The following is a 21783-nucleotide window of genomic DNA, read 5'->3' as shown; positions in this document are numbered from 1 at the left end:
CTTTTAAATCCTATTGAAACCAGCTGGTAACAGTATCCCAGAGATTCTTAGCTTTCTCAGGAATACCAGTGTCATCAATGGCTTTCTTGGCTTCATCCACCAGATTTTGAGCTCGGTCCTGAACATCCTGCAGGAAGTCTTTGTTTTCAGTTGTAGTACCCGTTTCCTCCGTACCATAGGTGTCCACAGGGGCAATGCCGTTGGCAGCATAGGCATTCTTCTGCCCTTCAAAGGAAGTTCCGTCTGTATATGGCAGGATGCTATTGGCAACATTTCGGAAAACCGCCGAGGCTTCATTCGCACTGGTTCCAGTCAGATAGTGGGTCTCATCAGTTTTTGGAAAGCCTAGCCACTGGCTGATAACCACATCTGGCGTATAACCAATAACCCATTGGTCACCAGATAGATCTGGGTTAAAGTCCGTTTCAGTCGTACCGGTCTTACCAGCCATAGTATAGCCATACGGAGCCGCATAGATACCTGTACCATTCGAGAAAGTCCCCAGCATCATGCTGTTCATCTTGTCAGTCGTTGAGCTATTGAGGACCCGAGTAGAGGTTTGGCGATGGGTCTTGACGACCTGACCGCTGGCATTTTCAATTTTTGTAATGAGATGGGCATCATTCATCACACCGCCGTTGGCAAAGACTGAATATGCTTGCGCCATCTGCATTGGATTGGTTGTAACTCCGCTTCCTAACGCTACTCCCAAAGTTTTATCAACCTTGTCCATATTCAGACCAAACTTTTTCCCGTACTCAAAGGCTTTGTTGATGCCTAGCTCGTCTACAGTTGAAACAGCTGGAATGTTCAGAGATTCTGCCAAGGCTTGATACATTGGAACTTTAGGGGAGCTTTGGATATTGCCGTAATTGTTGATGGTATAGTCGCCAAAGGTAGTTCTGGTATTATCCAGCTCCTTATCTGTCGGCCAACCAGCTGCTACGGCTGGACTGTAAGCAACCAAGGGCTTGATAGTAGAGCCGGGGCTGCGGGAAGACTGGGTTGCATAGTTAAAGCTTCTGAAGGTCGAGCCTTCTGCACTATTGACTCGTCCAACTAATGCCCGGACACCGCCGGTTTTTGGATCCAAGGCAACACTGCCCGATTCAGCCATAGTGCCATCTTCTGCTACAGGAAAGAGAGAGACATTGCTGTAAATAACCTGCATGCTGGCTTGGTAGTTCTGATCCAGTTCAGTATAAATGCGATAGCCATTATTGACAATCTCTTCTTCTGTCAAGCCGTAGTCATTGACCGCTTCATTGATGACCGCATCGAAATAGGATGGATAGCGATAGTCTTCTGACTTACCGGCATAAGCATCAACCAGCTGGCCACCGATTCCTACAGCGGCAGCCTGATCAGCTGTCCCCTGATCAATAAAGCCTGCAGCAACCATATTTTGCAGCACCGTATCGCGGCGATTGGTCGCATTTTCAACTGAGTACAGCGGATTATAAATCTCTGGTCCCTTGAGCATACCAGCCAGAACAGCAGACTGGTCCAGACTAAGCTGACTAGCCGAAACTCCGAAATATTTCTTAGAAGCATCCTCCACACCCCAGACCCCATTCCCAAAATAGGAATTATTGAGGTACATGGTCAGGATTTCCTGCTTGCTGTATTTCTTATTGATTTCCAGAGCCAGGAAAAATTCCTTGGCCTTCCGCTCGATGGTCTGGTCCTGAGACAGATAGGCATTCTTGGCCAGCTGCTGGGTAATGGTAGACCCCCCACCCGAGCGACCAGCTGTCAGAATAGCTAGGATAAAACGACTGTAGTTAATCCCGCCATTCTCATAGAAAGTCCGGTCCTCTGTCGCGATGACAGCATTCTGCAGGTCTTGACTAATCTCAGTCAGCTCGACATAAGTCCCTTTCTGGCCAGACAGACTTCCTGCTTCATTGCCATCCTTGTCAAAGATGAGCGTGGTAGCTTTGAGGGCATTCTGCAAATCCTTGACATTGGTCGTCTTAGCCACATAAAAGAGATAGCCACCGACCACCAGACCAAAGGTCAAGCCGAGAATCAGGAATATCTTGGTCAGATGAAACCGGCGCCAAAAACGGCGGATAGGGTGCTGAGAGAGAGGTTTCTTCTTGGTCTTGCCTGAACGGCTGAGACCAGACTTAGCCTGCTCTTCTGTCAGCTCTACCTCCTCTGCTGCTTCTTTTTGAGGTTTCTGTATGGTAAAATAATCAACTAATTTTTCAAACAAATCTTTTAAATTCTTCATAAACCTTATTTTATCACCTTATTTAGGTGCAGACAAGAAAGTACCCTATTTCCCATCTGATTTTTAGTTATTTTTAAGAAAAAGAGTATATTAAATAGCCTTTTAAAGCCCTCTGCAGCAAGTCTTATCCGACACTGCCTATTTCCAAAGTTCTAGCTTTCTGCTACAATAAATGTATGAAATTTACACTGACTATCCCAGATGGACTGCCCGCCATGACAGTCAAAGAGCTGCTGGAAGAACAATTTCTCATTCCGCGAAAAATCCGGCACTTTCTGCGAACCAAAAAGCATGTGTCCGTCAACGGCCTAGCCATTAACTGGCAGACTGTAATCAAACCTGGAGATGATATCCGCCTGATATTTGATGAAGAGGATTATCCTCAAAAGACAATCTTGCTTGGAAATGGCGAACTCGTAGAAGAACTCTACCAAGACCAGCACCTCATTATCGTCAATAAACCCGAGGGTATGAAAACCCATGCTAATGAACCAACGGAACTAGCCCTGCTTAATCATGTTTCTGCCTATGTCGGCGAGACCTGCTATGTCGTTCACCGGCTAGATAAAGAAACCAGCGGTGCTGTCCTCTTTGCCAAGAATCCCTTTGTCCTACCCATCCTCAATCGACTGCTGGAAAAGCGAGAAATCAGCCGCGCATATTGGGCTTTGGTCCAAGGCAAGTTCCCAAGCAAAAAGCTTATCTATAAAGACAAGATTGGCCGCGACCGCCATGATCGCAGAAAACGGCTGGTTGACCCCCGAAAAGGACTCTATGCAGAGACCCATGTGACTAGGGTCAAGCAATTTGGGCAGGCTGCCTTGGTCAAATGCCAACTCAAGACTGGCCGCACCCATCAGATCCGTGTTCATCTAGCTCACCACGGACACCCACTTATCGGTGACCCCCTTTATCATCCGCAGCCCCAAGGCCGGCTTATGCTCCACGCCCATCGACTGACTTTCATCCACCCTTTTACGCTAGAAAAAATAACCGTCGAAGCCCGCTCTGACAGTTTTGAAAAAGTATTGAGCAGTCTGAACGCAAGATAGACTAAAAAAAGCAACAGTATGGTCTGTTGCTTTTGGTTTGGAGTGAATGCGAGAATAAGCTCTGCTAGCTTACATCACTGAGCCGGAAGTGCACTGATAAGTCTGGGCCTGATGACTTTCTGAAAAGCTATGCTCAGCAAGTAAGATAGCAAGAAAATGATAAAAAAGCCAAAACTATAAATGCTATTCCGAGGCATTATCGACCTGAAAATGAAGATAATGAAAGGATGAATGATATAAATCATGGTCGCGTATCTCTTAGCGATATTATTCAAAATCGGAATGTCAATATCGCTCCCATTTCTGACCGCATAGAGGAAAATCGCACTGGATGAAAAAAGAGTGCTGGGATAGAGGTCATATTCCGTACCCATGAAACAGTACTCGAGCAAAATCAAACCAGTTATTCCTAGACCGATCGCCCATTTCCTGACAGACGACAAGTCATAGGCTAAAATCCGATCCCGATGCTTAGCAAACTGCATCCCTAGAATGAAAAAGGGAAGACCCATAAACAGGAAGTTGCGATAGTAAAATTCGCTATCTGTATTGAACTCGATACAAAAGGCCAGGATCAACAAGAACAATGACACACCCAAGCTAGTTAAGCGGTGAAAATGCTTATAAAAAACCAGATAAAGCGTGTAGATATAAGAAATAGCCAGCAAATACCAAGTCGGCGTAGCAGCCGAGCCAATCAAGTCTCTGGGACTGTTAAAGAGGAAAAAGTCCGCAAAATCAGACAAGTCTATAGCTGCCATCTTTTCTGTTAACTCTCTTGTCAGCAGCAAGTTGACAAAATGCACAATCGTGTAAAACATCAGACTGGCAGCTGTCAAAAGGAGCATCTGCTTGAGACGATACTTGACCTTATCTCTGGAAATATTGAAGGAAAAATAGCCCGACAGCATCATGAAAAAAGGAACTGCAAAGCGGGCCACAATTTGATAAAAAACGCCAAATTGCCCCGGCAGCAGAAAGTGTAAGGAAACAATACTAAAGCAAGCTAGGGCCTTAAAAGCGTGCAAAGTTGTGTTTTCAGTCTTCATGCAGACATTATAGCATGTTTATTATTACAGCTCATCAAGACCAGATTACATGCCCATTAAAAAACATATCAATTGATGACATGCTTTAAAAAGTTTTGCATCTGTAGGAGAAAACAGCTCTTATATAGAAAAACTCTTCTGCACTATTACAGAAGAGTTTTATTCACCTGACTGGTATTCTACATTAGCCTTCATAGCCATTAGGATTTGAGCTTTGCCATCTCCAAGAATCTCGCATCATATCTTGGAGAGTTTTCTCAGCTTTCCAGCCCAAAATGTCATTTGCTTTACTTGCATCAGCGAAGCAAGTCGCCACATCTCCAGGTCGCCTATCCTTTATAGTATAAGGAATTTTCACACCATTGACATTTTCAAAGACTTTAACCATATCCAGTACACTATAACCAATCCCTGTACCAAGATTGAAAACAGCGACCCCCTTGTTTTCTAAATTATGTTTCAAAGCCAAAACATGGCCCTTGGCTAAATCGACTACATGGATATAATCCCGCACTCCTGTACCGTCATGCGTATCATAATCATTTCCGAAAACGCTAAGCTCTTGTAATTTACCGACCGCAACCTGAGTAATATAAGGCATAAGGTTATTAGGAATTCCATTTGGAGCCTCACCAATCAGACCAGACTCATGGGCACCAATTGGATTGAAATAGCGAAGATTGGTTACAGACCAATCTGAATGTGCAAGAGCAAGATCCGTCAAAATCTGTTCCATCATCAGCTTGGTGTAACCATATGGATTGGTCGCTGAAGTAGATAAATCTCCTGTCAAGGATGAACAATGATTCATTCCATAGACCGTGGCACTGGAGCTAAAGATAATATGTTCTACCTTGTGCTCTTTCATAACTTCAAGAAGAGCAATACCAGCACTGACATTATTTTCGTAATATTTAAGTGGTTCTCGCACCGATTCTTCTACTGATTTATAGGCCGCTAAATGAATGACTGCATCAATGTGATTATCTTCGAAAATCTGGTTCATCAGATCTTTATCAGAAATCGAACCCTTGTAAAACGGGATGTTCACACCAGTGATAGTTTCTAAGCGCTCTAGTACTTCTGGAGAGCTATTCGAAAAGTTATCCACGACAATAGCTCCATAGTCCGCGGCGACCAGTTCAACCACTGTGTGACTTCCTATATACCCCGTTCCGCCTGTGACTAAAATTTTTTTCATAGGACACCTCTTTTTGCTAATCCTCAAGTTCTCTTTAATTTTACTATTGCAACTAACAGGTATTTCTCTTTCTAAAGTTGACCGCCGAATTCTGCACTTACTTAAAATACCAAAAACCAGCCTAATTTGCTATCCTAGTAGCTCTGCTCTCCTGATGCCTTTTGAAATCTCTTCATGGTAGAATAACTTGCAAAACCATTTATATTCTCAGGCATAAAGAACGGAATTATTTTAGCTAATTTCTAATTATTCTCAAAAAATACCATAATCCGCAATAAGTTACTGGAAAAATTGTCTTTCATTTCCGCTATATACAATATATAGTTCAGCAAACTGATTGTAGCCAGAGTAACTTTAGTAAGTAGCTTTGTATGTTAACGCTACATTACAAACGTAAAAAGCCCGGACAGGGCTTAGTATTTAGATTGTTAAACTATTTATAATTTATCAAGCATCAACGAGCCCGCAATTGTTGGAGCAGACCTTTCAAACTTTGGTATTTGTAAATGCTGTAGGTCAGATAGACAAATCCGTAGGCTGCTGCAGCTAGATAAACTGATAAAAACCAATTCGAAGTAATAAACACAAGTGTCATTAACAACTCAACCCAGATATCTTTGACGACATCAATCTGCATCCTCTTGGCTAAGATTAGCTCTGCCAATATACTCCTAGTCGCCAGCAACAGCACGATAGACAGAACTGTAGCATTCAGATTGCGCAGAAAAACTGCAAAAATCAAGGTAGTAGCGAAACTTAAGAGCATGGCAATTACATTTACTTTAAAAATCTGCCTCTCCATTCGCAAGGCTTTTAAGTAGGTATTGATAAGCAGTGCCATCTTACCCTCGTAGACAGACATAGGAAAGACTAGAGCCATAAATATCAAGGACTCTCTGTAAGCCGGTAGCCAGCTGTCCAAAGCTATTTTTAGGGGATAATACAGCAAAAGCACACCAAACATAAGAACCATAAGGACATTCCGCAACTGATTGTAAATCTTAGGCAACTTGCTTTCGTCCGTCCGTTTCAAAATCGGAAAGATGACCAAACCGATAGCGTTGATAAAGGTCATAAGTAGATTGGAAATGCTCAGGGTTAAGGATACTTTCCCAAATGTAGCAATGTTCCATACCTTTTGAATCCCCATTCGAACCGTTCCGATAATGAGCATACTGGCTACATTTGATAGCATCAGATTGATACCGACAGCAATATTGCGAACCGTTTCCTGTATATCAAGCTTAAATTGATTGAGAGGTCGCAGGGCCATATCTCGGCACAGATACATGGCATAAAAAAGCGAAACAACTCTACCAATCAAATCTGCATATACCATAATCTTGAAGTCTCGAAAACCCACGAAAATAAAGACCAGTAAAAGCAGTAAATAGAGGAGTCGGTCTCCACTGACAACATAAGAACTTTCCTTCAGTCGATTAGTCATCTGCAAAACGTAAACAAAGAGAAAGCGCAGATTGGTGACCAACATGGTATAAACCAAAAGTATAAAAACAAACCGACTGCTCTCATCTCTAATAAAGACAGAAGTCCCTAAGAAAAATAAAATTCCAATCCCTGTCAAATAGATCAAAAGCATGAGAAACTGAGAGAAAAACTTTTCTTTATCCAGATCATCATACTCCAAACCACCGTAGCGAAGGTAGATTCCGTCCACCCAGCCTAGATGAACAAAACCGGCATAAGATAAATAAAAAATATAGAGTTGCCAGTATCCATACTCCTCTACACCCATAATCTTAGGCAAAATCAAGACAACCAGAGAAGAAACTATTACTGTCAGCAAATTGGACAAGACGACATAGGAAAAATTAGCTACTATTTTTTTAAATCCACCAGACAAATTTGCCCTCCTATTTCTTCCTATCTGACGCCATGCTCTCAATCAAACGTAAAAACATGGTTTCTAAATCAGTATGAGCTTGCCAGCCCAAACTTTCAAGCTTGTCCGTATTGAGACGAATCTTAACTGTCGGATTATAGCCTAGCTTTTCCACATCCTCTGCCAAATCAAAGACCAAATTCGATTCATTGCTATCGCTTCGTTCAATAACCATCTCCGCCATCTCACGAATGGAAATAGCCGTTTCTTTATTAGCGACATTATATGCTTGACCTGCTTGGCCTTTCAGCAGAATGTAAAAAATGGCTTCAATAGCATCTTTGGTATAGCAGTAGTTCCGAACAGTTTCCCCTTTAGTTCGGAGGATGATATCTCTTTTTTCAAGGACAGCACGCGCAAACTGCGCAAAAACTCTGTTGTCTTCATAGCTCACACCTGGACCAAAGGTTTGTGACAAACGAGCCATTTTCACTGGTACCTTATACTGATGACAATAGCCTACACACAAGGATTCTGCCATGCGCTTGCTTTCCGAATAACTGCTACGGACACTGGTTGGATCCAAATAACCGTAATCTTTCTCGTTAATGTTGGAAGCATCTGGATTTGTCGTCCCATAGACTTCCAGAGAAGAGAGATAGACCATACTGTGAACCTGCTTATTTTTAGCCAGATCCAGCAGTTTTTTCGTTCCATTTACGGCTAGATCAATCGTCTCCACAGGATGCTTAACGAAAAAAGAGGAGTCCGTCGCACTGGCTCCATGGATAATATAATCCAAATCCTCCTCTATCTGCCAATCTGACAGCAAGTCAGCATACACTAGCTGCAGATTCTCGCTATGTAAAAAATCTTGAAATAGATCTTCCGCTTTTTTCTGATTTCGTGCCAAGGCTACTACTCTGACATTGGCATCGTACAAATCATTTAAAGCCAGCAAAGTGGAAATGCAGTGTCTGCCTATAAGTCCCGTTGCTCCGGTTACCAAGACTGTGACATTTCTCAGTTCTCTGAGAATAGGACTGACAGTAGCTAGGTCTTCCATATCCTTTTGTAAAATCGTATTATTTGCCATATCAACCAAAAATTTGTGCATTTTCACGCGCTTCGTAAATTGCTCTAAAAATATAAAAATCAGATGGAGTCGTAATTTTAATATTTTCGCTGCCCCCCATAACTGTATGCAGAGGGAGTCCAAAATAACGAGCCAGTGTCGCAGAATCCGTCATATCAAACTGATTCTCTGCCTGAGCTTTTAAATGCAGGGAGTGAATCTTCGAAAGCGCGAAGGTTTGAGGGGCGACAGCTGTCTGGCAAGTGGAACGCTCGATAACCTGATTAATAACATCCGCCTCATCGACCTGAATAACTGTTTCGATAACCGGCTTAACCGTAATAGCTGCCCCATACTTTTTTGCTGCCTCAATATTTTTAGAAATGATTCCCCCGTCAATCAAAGGGCGAACACCATCATGAATCAACACATAGTCGTCATCGTTCTTGTACTTTTCCCGTAAGACAGCGAGACCATTAAAAATAGACATTTGGCCAGTCTCTCCACCAGGAACTACTTGACTGACTTTTTTAATATTGAATCGAGCTAATAAATCTCTGCAGTAGTCCAGCCAGCCGTCTACACAGACAACCACAATGTCCGAGACTGCTGGATGGTCTTCAAAGTGCTCAATCGTATGAATAATAATTGGCTTACCGTGCAACTCTAAAAACTGCTTGGGTAAGGTCTTGGTATTCATGCGGCTGCCTGTGCCGCCTGCGAATATCAGAGCTGATGTCGTCATACCGATACTTTCCTTCCTCTCGTTGTAAATCGCACTCTACTCAGTAAATCAGCTGCCATATAAATCACAAAAGCATAGATAATCCGATTAATATGGGTTGTCAACAATGACAGCAACGTTTCCTGAAAGAATGAAATGACTAAAGGATACGCAAATAAAGCGAAAACAATAACCTTTAGCGGGGTGAAATAGCGTTTTTTGATAGAATAGTAGAAACTTCCGTAAAAGAAGCCATATAAAAGCTGAAAGATAAGGACTGAGAAATAGCCAAAATCCTTGATAAAATAGTAATAAATTGTGTAAACATTGGTTTTATCGTCGTTAAAATGAACAACAGGCAAGAAAGGTGTCAGCTCATGGCTAGACAGACCGAGGGATTTCAATGTTCCATAGATAGCAATAAAAGTATTTTCTCCAAAGACTTGATTATCGCTATAAAGAGTAGGATTTTTCAGATAGTAGTCTAAAGCCTGAATGGGTGAACCCATATATTTAACCAAATTATCCAAAATTCCGAACTCTGCCCGACTATCCACTCGATTGAGAACAAAGGTTCCAACCGCCATGAATAAGACAAGGAATACAAAGCCAATTATCAGCAAAGAGCGAAAAAGCTTTACACCATACCTGTTGTCTCTCCACGAATAATACTTCGAGAAAAACAGCATATACACAATAGCATAGCCTGCAACCAAGCCCAGCAACTCCGTACGTCCGGTAGACAAGAGGGAAACACCTAAAGAAATCAGACTAACCAGCAATAACTTGCCCTTGTAAAAAATGCCATCTTTTCCCGAAAAAAGAGACTCACAGAAAAAATAGAAGAAAACAATTCCTAAGGAAAAGTTAACCCGCAACAAATTGAGGCTAAGACGACTAAGAGAGAAATCATAATTTGTAGTCATATGCCGAGCCAATTCAATGGTTTTAAACAATCCACCCGGTACCTGCTTGCTCTGCGCCGCCAAGTAAAGCAAATCGGAATAAATAAATCTGACCGCATAAGCCAAAAATAAGAGAACTAAAATAATGAAAAAATTACTCACCTTTATTTGACTAGGTTTGGCGTCCAACTTCCTCTCAGCAAACAAATTCGATGACAAAAGGACTCCCATTAAAAAAATGGCATTCCCAACAAAGATAACAGTGACCGTTATCAGAGAAAGTCCCTCTCCCCATTTGGATGAATAAAATGCAGTAAAAATGCTTGCTATCATCCATATTGCCAAGTATATAAAAGCCGGGTTAGCATAGTCTCTTCCTACTGTTTTGATTGTCAAAAACAATAGGAAAAGGCCTCCCAAAATTAGTAAAAAAACCATTATCTTCCTTCTATTAATTCAACCCAATTATCTCTCAGTCTGACATGACGTTCTGTCTGTTCTTTTCTTTCAGGCGGTGTCATGTAATCACCGTAGCGATTAGTCAGATACTTGTCCGCATCATTAGGTCCATCGAACTCATAGCCTTCAAAGGAATACTTCTTAGCTGGATAGAAACTTTCATAGTCAATAGTCTCTCCCAAATAGCCTTTTACACCATAAGCAATTGTTATTTTTGAAGTCTTCTTATTAGACTGAATGAGTTTTTCCATCAACTTATACATATTAGCCGGCCCCATGATAAAAGAAGGGAAGCCTATCAGTCTTCTGATCCAAAGATTTTGTCTGAGTTCTTTGGATTCTTTAGCCATATAGGTCAGATGCGGAGTAAACTTTGTATAGCAGCGTGAGCTATTGTGTGACAAATCCAAGGCTCTGAATAGAAGGCCCTTGAGCTTGCGAAGCATGTTATTCTCTGGGACAAAGTCAATTGGCAGCATATCAAGATAAAGATGTTTCTTTTTACTGAAACCTTCTCCCAAAACATCATAGTAGGTCAGTGACTTGCTCTGCAGCTTTAGAACCTTAAAGACACTGTCTGTCGCATCCGCAGGAGAGATCAGCTCGAAGTCCTCGCTGTCCGCAAAGATTTCCTGCAGACGATTGTAGTCCTCTCGGAACATCACTAAGTCGATATCATCGTCCCAAGGGATGTAGCCCCCATGTCGCAAAGAACCAATCAAGGTCCCTGCAACCATGTAGGAATGAATATGATGCCGACGACATTCTGCATCAAATTTTTTGTACATTTTTAAATAGGCTTTTTGTAAAACCTTTAATTTATCATCCGTAATTTTTTGATACATGGGACTGAAGCGTTCTCCCAAAGCCAACTCCCATTCAATCTTACTGGTTCCTCTCATTTTTCTTACCTCCCAAACTTTTTCAATAATCTCCTAGCAAGTCCATTCAGTGAATAGGTGTATACCAAATCACTAATGAAATCTTTTATTGTTCGATACTCCCTTATTTGAAACATCAGGCCCAAAGCCCAAAATGGATTTCTAGACTGTAATAATTTCAGTCTAAGATTGGTCAAGACCAAAGCCCTAGCAACCTGGCGATGATCCGCCTCAGAAATCTGTCGCTCCTCTGCGATTTTTTTCACAGATTTATAGCGACTGATGACCTTCTGTAAATAGTTAATCCTAGATAACCTTGTTTTGTTAAAACTGAGCGACGACGCAGACTGGGTTACATTTGCCTGATGAATGCGGTGCTGATCCAGAAGCTGGTCCAAGCAAACAACTTTTCCATACAATGGAGCCAGCATACCAAATAAAACATCATGATAGTCAAATCCAGGATAATCCGTATACTGCTGCTGCAAAATATCAGCCAGTACCGACTTTCTAAAAGCTGTCTGATAACCTGACGGCCATTTTTTCAGAAGCCAAGCTAGATTTCTTTCTTGCCTTTCTCCTGAAACCTTGGGCTCCTTGATGACCTGACCATTTTGATCAATCAAGTAAGACTGGCCATACACCATAGCAGCGTCTGTTTCTAACAGCACTTTCTGCAAGGCAGCTGTTTTATCAGGAAGCCATTTATCATCCTGATCAGCGAAAAAAACACTATCGTGCTCAGCCAAACTCGCTAATTTTATAAAAGTTCGATAATGACCCAAATTTTCCTGATTTTCAATCAGCTGCCAATCAGTCAGTTGGTGCTTGGTGATGTAGTCCCTGATTAACACCACTGTCTGATCTGTCGAACAGTCATCACAGATAATGACCTGATCAGGCTTCAGCTTTTGAGTGCGGATAGAGTCTAGTTGCTCCAAAATAAAATCCGCCCCATTATAGGTCGCCATCACGACAGAAATCATTTCTCCCTCCTTCCTAAACTTTTCATTCTATATCCCCCTAACTCCTAGCTTTCTCCCTATCTAAGCTAGACTGCTCTGTCTGTGAAGAAGATTACTTTCTTCTAAGCAGATACTTATAAATAAACGCTTTTATCCAAATAGGTGTTCCCACAAAAGCGCGAATCATCAACATATTTTGATAATATTGCCCTCGGTTTAGCATACCATGTGACAGCAAAAAAGTGTTGACTACTTTCCAGCTGGCAATCTGCTCTGTCTGGCTTCTTCTCGTATGCATGCCGTTTCCGACTCGAGCATAAACCAAGACCCGATTAAGATTGGCGAAACGACAGCCCTGAGCAGCCATTCTCGCCCAAAGATAATAGTCTTCCACTAAAGGCAAGGGCTTGTAATTACCAGCTTTTAAAACAGATGATTTCTTGAAAAATACCGTCATGTGACAGAAAGGATTTCTCCGCTGCAACCTTTTGATAATCTCTTCATGGGAAAGCGGCATTTTTTTCTCTGCCATTATTTGATCTGGTTCCATGTCAAATTCTATGATATTGCCACCCAAAACATCTAACTGCGGATGCTGCTCAATATAGTCCACTTGTTGCTGGAAACGGTCCGGTGTCGCAATGTCATCTGTATCCATTCTAGCAATCCAGTCATAAGAGCAAGCCTCAACTCCCCGATGCAAAGCTTCTCCCAATCCGACATTTTCCTTTAAAGGTAGAACTTTCACCTCTGGAAATGTTTCCTTGAAATCTTGAATCGTCTGATACAACTCTTCTGTCAGCGGCCCATCCTCTACAAGGACAAGCTCATCTGGCTTGCGGCTCTGCTCTATAAGAACGCTATTTAGGCTCTTTCTTAAGAAATCCGGATTCTCCTTCTGATAGACAGACATCAATACCGAAAATTTCACTAACAATCCCCCCAATCATCCTAAACTAGTTTCCCTTCTCCGTCCTCTCAATAGACCTCCTAAAATCTGCCACCTGATAAGACTGAGGATAGCTAGACATCTCTTTTTCATAAGTTAAATCCGAAAACAGTTTATTCAGAGTCGAAACATGGCGGGACAGTCTTTTTAAAATCCAGTTAAATGCAGGCAGCAAGACTACTCTCTGGCCATGAGTCCTTTTTATTTCTCTGACTAGCTGAGAGGTATTGACATAGTCCTGATTTTGAGGATAGAAGACACCGCTGTCTTGATTCTGAACAATCAGTCTGATAAACTCACAAAGGTTATCAATATAAATCATACTACGTTCATTCTGGACCAAAGGAAAAACTGGTAGCTTCTGAGCCAACTTTGACAGTCGTTTATAGTTTCCCTTAGCTTGATGACCATAAACCATGGGCGGCCGTAAAACTGCCAATTTGAAATCTTCGCTCTCCAATTCCGCCAGAAGTTGCTCAGCAGCTAGTTTGCTTTTGCCATAAAAAGAATCAGGACCTTCTTGCGTGTCTTTTGTGATAACCCGGTCTCCCAAAACTTCTCCGTAGACACTCATGCTGCTCATAAAGATAAACTGTTTGACACCTTCGCGTTTAGCCTTTTGAGCCAATTCATAAGGTAGCTGAGTATTGACCTGATTATATACCGATTCCATCTCTTTTGATGGGTTGGAGATATGGACAATCGCCGCCAAATGCAAAATTACATCAAAAGACGAAAAATCTTTCTCCTTCCAGGTTTCTCCGCGGACGTCCAGCTCATCAACCTGGACATCCTCCCGTGAAGAAACATACCTCTTAAAGCTCCGGCCGATATAGCTACCCTCTCCCGTAATTAATATTCTTTTCATCAGCCTTTAATCTTTCTTTTCCATATTTCCCGTGCCGCCTTCGACAACTCCTTCGCTCTTGGCAACACTCTTAATGGTGCCAAAGAAACAGCGGACATCCAATCCAAAAGACAAATGCTGGACATAGTAGCCGTCCAATTCAGCTTTCTTAGCAATCGGCAACTCATCTCGCCCGTGAATCTGAGCCCATCCCGTCAGACCTGGCAAAACATCATTTGCTCCATAGCGGTCTCGCTCTTCAATCAAATCATACTGATTCCAAAGAGCCGGTCTTGGACCTATGATACTCATGTCACCGACAAAAATATTCCAAATCTGAGGCAACTCATCCAGAGACGTCTTCCTAAGAAATTTTCCAACCTTTGTAATCCATTGCTCAGGATTTTCCAGTAAATGAGTTGGGGTATCCTTAGGTGTATCCATTCGCATCGTTCTGAATTTCAAAATATAGAAGTGTTTCTTATGCAGACCAATCCGCTTCTGTTTGAACAAAACTGGTCCTTTTGAATCCAATTTAATAGCAAGTACTAGAAGCAGAAAAAACGGTGATAAGACAATCATTCCTAAGAATGACAGGACTATATCTAATGTTCGTTTAAAAAATTTATACATGATTATCCTAAAAACTTATTGCTGTGCAAACTTTACCAGGCTGTCCTTGAGGTCATTTGCACCAAGAGTCAGAAGAGAGTCCACATAGGAATCCACCTCGGTCTTGGGTAACGACTGAACATTCCCTACAAAAATCTTTTCATAGACTTGATCATTGACCTTTTCCTTGGCAGACAAGAGCTCTTCATAAAGCTTTTCGCCCGGTCGAATGCCTGCTTCCTGAATCTGAATCTCCTCTTCAGTATGGCCGCTGAGCGTGATCATCTTTTTAGCTAGATCCAAAATTTTCACAGGCTCGCCCATATCCAAGACAAAAACCTCTCCCCCTTGCATCAAGGCCCCAGCCTGAATCACCAAGCGGCTGGCTTCTGGTATGGTCATGAAATAACGTGTCATTCGAAAGTCCGTCACGGTGATAGGACCTCCCTTAGCAATCTGTTCCTTGAATAAAGGAACGACACTACCTCGGCTACCCAAAACATTCCCAAAGCGAACAGCTGAGAAAAGAGTCTTTCCTTCTTCATTTAAACTGGTCACGACCATTTCTGCCACACGCTTAGTTGCCCCCATAACATTAGGCGGGTTGACTGCCTTATCTGTAGAAATCATGACAAATTTCGCGACACCAGCTGCCTTTGCTGCTTCTGCTACATTTCGCGTGCCATAGATATTATTTTTGACCGCTTCTGTCGGATTGTACTCCATCAAAGGAACATGTTTGTGAGCCGCTGCATGATACACTCGATCAGGTCGATAGGTTTCCATAATATGGAAAATCCTCTCTCTATCTTGAATATCTGCAATGATTGGAATCAACTCAATATCATCTTTATAACGGCTTGACAGCTCCTTGTGAATCAAATAAATTGAATTTTCTCCATGACCTAGAAGCAGGAGCCTAGCTGGGCAGAATTGAGCAATCTGACGGCAAAGTTCCGAGCCGATTGACCCACCAGCCCCCGTAACTAGAACTGTCTTGCATTTAATATTGGACTTCAAACTTTGCTGATCCAGCTTAACTTCTTTACGCCCTAACAGATCTGCAATATCAATTTCCTGAAGTTTGCTGACAGATAGTTTCCCCGTAATCACCTGTTCATACTTAGGCATGGCATTGACCTTGACCTCCGTCTGTTGGCAATACTCTACGATTCGTTCGTAATCATCCGGAGCCAACGAAGGAATGGCAATGACAATTTGTTCGACTTCATAATTCCCTACAATTTCAGGTATCTGCTCAGTTGTTCCTACAACTTTTACTCCATGAAGATACGTATTTTGCTTATTCTTATCGTCATCTACAATCGCGACTATCTTTAAATCTTTTGATTTTTGCTGGGCCGTTTTGATAAAGAGACTAGCACCATCCCCTGAACCAACAACAAGGGTCTTTGTCCCATCTACTTTCTTACCCAGTAAGGCTGAAGGGTGCTGCACGAATTCATGAATCTCCCGCCAAGTCAGCCTTGAAGCAATAACCAACAAAAACGATAGCAGCATAGAAAGGACAATATATCTACTGTTTGTGGATTCATAAAAAATTTTCTCTACAATGTATACAATTGAGTAAGCTCCTAAAATTGAGCCCCCTACTCGAAACATTGTTTTGTAATCTGTATACCTTGTAATGGTAGAAAAGACATTCGATAGTGTTGCAAATGTCAAATACAGTACAATAATCCCCATTAAAATAGAGACAAAAGATAAATCCGTTATCCCGACATATTTTGCTAAGAAGAATTTTGAAATCCCCTGACTTATACTGAGCAAAATAATATCAACAATAATTAAGATGACTCTTTTTCTCGCTCTTGTCATGTTCCTAATCTCCCAATTATCCTAAAACTCTTTATTCCCTATTTCCCATAATTGCCATAGCTGCCATATCCCCCATAAGTTCCGTAGGCACCATAGCGTTCCAAGTCAATGTTATATTTATTGAGGACAACACCCAAAAAAGGAGTTCCTGTTTGTTCCAACTGCTCTTTAGCTTTCATGACTGCTTTTCGTTTGATATGTCCTGCTTGTGTCACCAAGAAGCTAGCATCACATTTCTGAGCGATGATAGCCGCATCAATAACCAGACCAATCGGTGAAGTATCTACGATGATGTAGTCATAGCGGACACGCAAGTCAGTCAAAAGTGCATCAAACTGCTTGCTTTGCAAAAGCCCCGTCGGATTAGGTGATACTGGACCAGATAAGATCACATCCAGGTTGTCCAGATCTGTATCGTTGATGACTTCATGCAGGGCAGCCTGTCCTGACAAATAGTCCGTCAGTCCTGATACTTTTCTCTGACTGCTAAACACACCGGACATGACTGAGTTGCGGATATCCGCATCGATCATCAAGGTCTTATGACCAGCTCTGGCAAAGGCGGCCGCGAGATTCACTGAGGTTGTAGACTTTCCTTCATTTGCCGTCACCGAGCTTATTTCGACCATCTTGATATTGGCGCCGCTCAGCTGTACATTAGTACTTAGAGCATTGTAGTATTCCTCGGTTAGTTTGACAAGGTTCCTTTTTTTCCTAACTAATTCTAAGGTTGCCATTTTCTCTCCCTTACATTCTGTTCATATCTGGGATAACGCCCAACAGCGTCAAGCCCATGACTTCTTCAATGTCCTCTGGCTTCTTCACCCGATCATCCAGGATTTCTACAGCGATGATAAAGATCGACATCAGGACGCTGCCCCCTAAAAATCCTAAGATAACATTACGTCGAATATTTGGTGAAGAAGGCTCTGCTGGGACTGTTGCTTCTTCCAAAGTCGTCACATCAGAAACTTTTGTCACCTCGATGATTTTCTCAGCGGCGATATTACGAAAGGCATTGGCAATGCGAGCCGCTTCCTCCGGATTGTCATCTTTAACTGTAATCGAAACGATACGAGTATCCGCCGGAACGGAAACGGTGATGTGACGCGTCAGCTCTCTTGGTGACGTTTGCAGTTTCAACTCACTAATTGCCTGTGATAGAACCGCCTGTGACAGAATGATTTCCTTAAAGTCCTTAACGAGGTATGAACCCGCCTGCAGGTCCTGATTAGTCAAAGCTGCCTGCGTTTCGTTCTGACGGCTGACCACATAGATGCGCGTGGTACTCTGATACATTTTCTTAGCAATAAAGACGCTGTAGCCAAAAGCCAGCAAAGAAAAGAGCACAGCTCCCAACACGATGGTGAACTTTTTCAGCCATAAGGCTCTCAGCAAGGACAGAATATCGATTTCTACGATTTGCTTTTCTTGTTTTTCCATTTTTCCCCTAAATCAATTCATTTTTCAATAATAATGCTTGGTTGCCGCCAAAGAGGGCTCCTGCCCGGCGGGAACCGTATTTCTTAGCGACAATGTCAAAGGCCTCCTTCATAAAAGGCGGTCTCTGACTTAGATTGTGCATGTCGCTGGCAACAAAGTGGACCAAGTCCTTCTCCAAAAAGAACTGAGCCCGTTTTTTCATAAATTTATGCGAGTCTCCAAGCAGCTTAGGCTTTAGAACACTGGAGCTATTAATTTGAGTATAGCAGCCCATATTAATGAGTTCCTGCACCTTCTTTTCATCATTTTCCAGGCAGTGATAGCGCTCAATATGAGCCACGACTGGTGTCAAGCCAAGTCGCAAAATCTGAGCTAGACCTGTATGGATGTCTTTATAAGGCGTCGCCATGCTAAACTCAATCAGCACATAGCGTGTACCAGCTAGACTGGGGAAAATCCCCTTTTCCAACTTATCCGCCACATCACTGGTGTAGTATACCTCTGCCCCATAGAGAACCGTCAAGTCAGGCGCTACAAGCTCTGCCAGTTCTTTCACCATTTTAAAGTTAGCGCTAATGGTCTCTTCAGGCGTTTCAAACATGCCCTTTCTGCGATGAGAAGTAGAGATGATAGTTCGAACTCCCTGTCGATAGCTTTCTTCCAACAGTTTTTTGGAATCCTCAAAGGTCTTAGGACCGTCGTCCACATCAAAGATAATATGAGAATGGATGTCAATCATGGTGTTTTTCCTTCCATTACCTGCTGAATCGCTGCCTTAGCATTGTCAAGGCTTTCTGGTTGGATTTCCATCATGTAGAGATTGGAATCTGGCATAGCGTAGGATGGTAGATCCATGCGGCCGTTTCCGCTGATGGCTTGTGACTGAACTTGATAGCTCCCCCCTGACTCCAGCTGAGTATTGACCAGATTCATAAGAACAGGCAGCTCCATATTGGTCTGGATAGAGTCCTGCAAGCCGGAAATAATCTCGTTGTAGTTCTTCAAAGCACTGGTTGAAGTCAGCTTTTTAATGACTGCTTCGATAACCTTTTCTTGATTTTTCCCGCGGTCATTGTCGCCCCCCTGAAGGGAGTAACGCTCGCGAACAAAGCCTAATGCCTGATCTGAGTTCATATGGACTTTCCCTACTGGGAAATGATGATTACCATGTCGGCTGGTAAATTCTTGGTCATTTTCAACATCAATCCCTCCCAGTAGGTCTACCAGCTTGAGGAAAGAAGTGAAGTTCAGACGAACATAGTAGTCAATGCGAATGCCGTATAGATTTTCCAGCGTGTGGACAGAAGCATCCACTCCGTAAATCCCTGCATGGGTCAGCTTGTCCATCTGCCCAGCCCCTCCGTCTGCAATCGCCACATAAGAATCACGAGGAGTTGTTGTCAAGAGGACTTTCTTGGTCTTGCGATTGACCGTCATGATGATATTGACATCTGAGCGTGAGACAGATGAGATAGAGCCATAAGTATCGATACCGCTGACATAGATATTGAAGACATCCGCATTGGCATCATCCCTGCGTTTGCCGGTCTCTACTTGACGAGTAATTTTATAAGTATAGATTTTCTTTATCTTTGAAGCATAGTCAGCATCGTGAGAAGCCAGCATATCTCCAAACGAACTATTGAGGGCAATGGCCTCGGTCTCTTGATTGATGAGGGCCTTGTAGGCTGCGATATAAGACGAGCTGTTTTCCACTGTGAGTTCTGTCTTTTTAGTCTTCTTGATGTGAGCCAGAAGAGCCGCTACATTGTCCTTGTCCCCATTTTCAGTCGGAGCTGTCAGCTTCTGCAGCTGAGTCACATCTGATTTATCGCTGTCTGTCCGGACATAAACGGCCATTTCAATTTCAGAGTAATTTGAGGTGGAGTTCACAACTCTAGATAAGTCCATCAGCTCCTTGACCCCGTACATAGCTCCTGAGGATACCAGCAAGGTCACAAGCAAAAGTAAGGTTGTCAGGACTTTGAACTTATTTTTCCATATAAAGAAGGCTGCCAGTAAAATAACAGCCGCCAAAAGAGCAGACAAAATAAGGTTCAGGTGATGAAACGCCAGAACATTATTTTTAAATATAGAAAAAACAAGCAAACCTGAAACCAAGCTTACCAATGTCAGTAAAGCTGCATTAAAGAGCCTAAGCTTCTTCCCCTTTTTAGAAGCAGGCACATTTCTCCTATGATGATTCATAATTCTCCCTTTTTCTCCCCTGAGATATAAATACATTTTATTATATCATAAATGCATTATGATACAATAAAATATTTAAAAATACTTTAGTTTTTTTCAAATTTTGTTGACAAAAAAGGACAGTCTGTATTAATTTTCAGTAAATTCCTTCTCCCTTCTCGAAAAACCGATATTTTATACTGTTTTTGGCAACAGAAAAAGAGGTGAACCCTCTTTTATATCAGTATTTTGCTTGTTTTTTAAAGCATTTTATCTCTGTCAACTTGCTCATAGGCCTGGAGGCCATCATTCAGCTTGTCCCAGATGACTACCTGGCCTGCCTCAAGGGACTTCTGCACATCAATGATGCGTTGATTAGAAGAGCCGCGGAACTGTAGCATGAGATTCTTCTTGGTAAGGTCAAAACGGCCGTCCACCAGAATGTCAATCAAACTCAGCAGCTCCAGCTTATCCTCCGTTTCCAGCATCATCTCCTCCCAGGTGTAGCCCGTCCAAGACCAGATATCCTTGTCCGGCAACTCTCTCCGAATCCGCTTGACCAAGGGCAGGAGAATGCCTGTATTGAGAAAAGGCTCGCCGCCTAGGAGGGTCAACCCCTGCACATAGGGTTCCGCCAAGTCTTTCATAATCTGATCCTCCAACTCTTGGGTATAAGGAATGCCAGCGTTAAAAGACCAGGTTGCTGCATTATAGCAGCCCTCACAGTGAAACATACAGCCACTGACATAGAGGGAGTTGCGGACGCCTTCGCCATCTACAAAGTTAAAGGCCTTATAGTCAATGATTCGCCCCTTGCTCAGCTCCTCACTTTTCCATTCTTGAGGTTTGGGATTGTTCATCTTCATCCTCCAAATCAATCCAGTAGCGCTGACTTCTGTCGATTGTATTTTCGTAAACACCGCCAGCAGAGAGAATCGTGCGTCGACTGGCTTCATTGTCTTCATCGCAGGTAATCAGCACTCGTTCCAGTCCTTGCTTTCGAGCCTCTGCTAGTCCTAGCTCTAGCTGCAACTTAGCCAAGCCCTTTCTGCGTTGACTAGGCCGGATAGAATAACCAATATGCCCACCCTCCACAAATAATTTGTCATTCAAGGATAGGCGCAGGGCTAAAAACCCCAGAGGCAAGCCAGTCTCATCAAAGGATAAAAATTTGATGGCAGGAACCCAACCTGCTGGCAGGTTGGCAGCATCCTCCTGCTGCTCTACAATCTTTAACCAATCCTCATAATCCTTTGCTTGCTTCCAAGCGGAGCCCATGCCACCGTGCATATAGGATTTTGCTGCATCGAACTCCGCAATCATCTCTAAAATCGCATCTTTATCTTCCAAAGTTGGTCGTCTTAGCTCCATGCTCCCTCCTTAATCAATATCAATCCAGTAGCGCTGACTTCTGTCGATTGTATTTTCGTAAACACCGCCAGCAGAGAGAATGGTGCAGCGGCTGGCTTCGTTGTCTTCATCGCAGGTAATCAGCACTCGTTCCAATCCTTGC

Annotated in this window: 20 protein-coding genes; 1 reads left to right on the top strand and 19 read right to left on the bottom strand. The window is 42.6% G+C overall.

The features are described from left to right. Positions 1-10: 10 nt before the first annotated feature. Entirely contained in the window at positions 11-2239 is a 2229-nt protein-coding gene (gene pbp2a, locus RP262_RS00105) for a penicillin-binding protein PBP2A (protein WP_049542163.1), read from the bottom strand. A 176-nt stretch (positions 2240-2415) separates the two neighbouring features. Between pbp2a and RP262_RS00100 the strand changes: the two genes are divergently transcribed. Then, positions 2416-3291: an RluA family pseudouridine synthase gene (locus tag RP262_RS00100; protein ID WP_311153896.1), complete on the top strand. Its 876-nt coding sequence runs from the start codon at positions 2416-2418 to the stop codon at positions 3289-3291. A 74-nt stretch (positions 3292-3365) separates the two neighbouring features. On the opposite strand, the gene RP262_RS00095 is transcribed toward RP262_RS00100, so the two are convergent. The 18 genes from RP262_RS00095 to RP262_RS00010 all read right to left on the bottom strand — a co-directional run bounded on the left by RP262_RS00095 (position 3366) and on the right by RP262_RS00010 (position 21641). Next, a complete protein-coding gene (locus RP262_RS00095; RefSeq protein WP_311153895.1) occupies positions 3366-4340 on the bottom strand; it encodes an acyltransferase in 975 nt (324 codons plus the stop codon). A gap of 184 nt (positions 4341-4524) precedes the next feature. Then, positions 4525-5541: a UDP-glucose 4-epimerase GalE gene (gene galE, locus RP262_RS00090; RefSeq protein WP_311153894.1), complete on the bottom strand. Its 1017-nt coding sequence runs from the start codon at positions 5539-5541 to the stop codon at positions 4525-4527. A 454-nt stretch (positions 5542-5995) separates the two neighbouring features. Beyond that, on the bottom strand, positions 5996-7405 hold the full coding sequence (locus RP262_RS00085) for a hypothetical protein (protein ID WP_311153893.1): 1410 nt from the start codon (positions 7403-7405) through the stop codon (positions 5996-5998). A gap of 10 nt (positions 7406-7415) precedes the next feature. Continuing rightward, positions 7416-8501 carry an NAD-dependent epimerase/dehydratase family protein gene (locus RP262_RS00080; protein WP_311153892.1) on the bottom strand — a complete coding sequence of 362 codons (1086 nt, stop codon included), beginning with the start codon at positions 8499-8501 and terminating at the stop codon, positions 7416-7418. Continuing rightward, entirely contained in the window at positions 8482-9204 is a 723-nt protein-coding gene (gene ispD, locus RP262_RS00075; protein ID WP_072074728.1) for a 2-C-methyl-D-erythritol 4-phosphate cytidylyltransferase, read from the bottom strand. Before ispD ends, RP262_RS00080 begins: the two co-directional genes overlap by 20 nt. Continuing rightward, positions 9201-10526, bottom strand: coding sequence for an O-antigen polymerase (locus RP262_RS00070; RefSeq protein WP_311153891.1), 1326 nt, complete (start codon positions 10524-10526; stop codon positions 9201-9203). The genes ispD and RP262_RS00070 overlap by 4 nt, the downstream gene beginning before the upstream one ends. Then, positions 10526-11449: a phosphorylcholine transferase LicD gene (locus RP262_RS00065; RefSeq protein WP_227965283.1), complete on the bottom strand. Its 924-nt coding sequence runs from the start codon at positions 11447-11449 to the stop codon at positions 10526-10528. The genes RP262_RS00070 and RP262_RS00065 overlap by 1 nt, the downstream gene beginning before the upstream one ends. A gap of 5 nt (positions 11450-11454) precedes the next feature. Continuing rightward, entirely contained in the window at positions 11455-12414 is a 960-nt protein-coding gene (locus tag RP262_RS00060) for a glycosyltransferase family 2 protein (protein ID WP_311153890.1), read from the bottom strand. 91 nt (positions 12415-12505) lie between these two features. Next, a complete protein-coding gene (locus RP262_RS00055; RefSeq protein ID WP_311153889.1) occupies positions 12506-13339 on the bottom strand; it encodes a glycosyltransferase in 834 nt (277 codons plus the stop codon). A 10-nt stretch (positions 13340-13349) separates the two neighbouring features. Then, on the bottom strand, positions 13350-14210 hold the full coding sequence (locus RP262_RS00050) for an NAD-dependent epimerase/dehydratase family protein (protein WP_311153888.1): 861 nt from the start codon (positions 14208-14210) through the stop codon (positions 13350-13352). 6 nt (positions 14211-14216) lie between these two features. Then, a complete protein-coding gene (locus RP262_RS00045; protein ID WP_072074733.1) occupies positions 14217-14822 on the bottom strand; it encodes a sugar transferase in 606 nt (201 codons plus the stop codon). Between the two features lie 15 nt (positions 14823-14837). Then, positions 14838-16640 (bottom strand): nucleoside-diphosphate sugar epimerase/dehydratase, encoded by a 1803-nt coding sequence (locus tag RP262_RS00040; protein ID WP_002928279.1) that lies wholly within the window; start codon positions 16638-16640, stop codon positions 14838-14840. A gap of 38 nt (positions 16641-16678) precedes the next feature. Next, on the bottom strand, positions 16679-17377 hold the full coding sequence (locus RP262_RS00035) for a polysaccharide biosynthesis tyrosine autokinase (protein WP_002911466.1): 699 nt from the start codon (positions 17375-17377) through the stop codon (positions 16679-16681). Between the two features lie 10 nt (positions 17378-17387). Continuing rightward, the gene (locus tag RP262_RS00030) at positions 17388-18083 is read right to left on the bottom strand and encodes a Wzz/FepE/Etk N-terminal domain-containing protein (RefSeq protein ID WP_002894051.1); all 696 of its coding nucleotides are present in this window, start codon (positions 18081-18083) and stop codon (positions 17388-17390) included. 7 nt (positions 18084-18090) lie between these two features. Further along, complete coding sequence (gene cps4B / locus RP262_RS00025; protein WP_311153887.1) at positions 18091-18822, bottom strand: capsular polysaccharide biosynthesis protein Cps4B; 732 nt, start codon at positions 18820-18822, stop codon at positions 18091-18093. Continuing rightward, a complete protein-coding gene (locus tag RP262_RS00020; protein WP_311153886.1) occupies positions 18819-20327 on the bottom strand; it encodes an LCP family protein in 1509 nt (502 codons plus the stop codon). The genes cps4B and RP262_RS00020 overlap by 4 nt, the downstream gene beginning before the upstream one ends. Before the next feature lie 203 nt (positions 20328-20530). Beyond that, positions 20531-21130, bottom strand: a complete 600-nt coding sequence (gene nrdG / locus RP262_RS00015) for an anaerobic ribonucleoside-triphosphate reductase activating protein (RefSeq protein ID WP_009660213.1) — start codon at positions 21128-21130, stop codon at positions 20531-20533. Beyond that, positions 21096-21641, bottom strand: coding sequence for a GNAT family N-acetyltransferase (locus RP262_RS00010; RefSeq protein ID WP_295344327.1), 546 nt, complete (start codon positions 21639-21641; stop codon positions 21096-21098). Before RP262_RS00010 ends, nrdG begins: the two co-directional genes overlap by 35 nt. Positions 21642-21783 lie beyond the last annotated feature (142 nt).

This window comes from uncultured Streptococcus sp., from assembly GCF_963456385.1.
Taxonomy (GTDB): Bacteria; Bacillota; Bacilli; order Lactobacillales; family Streptococcaceae; genus Streptococcus.
Note: the sequence above shows the minus strand (reverse complement) of the source record. Positions and strands in the feature narration are given on the sequence as shown.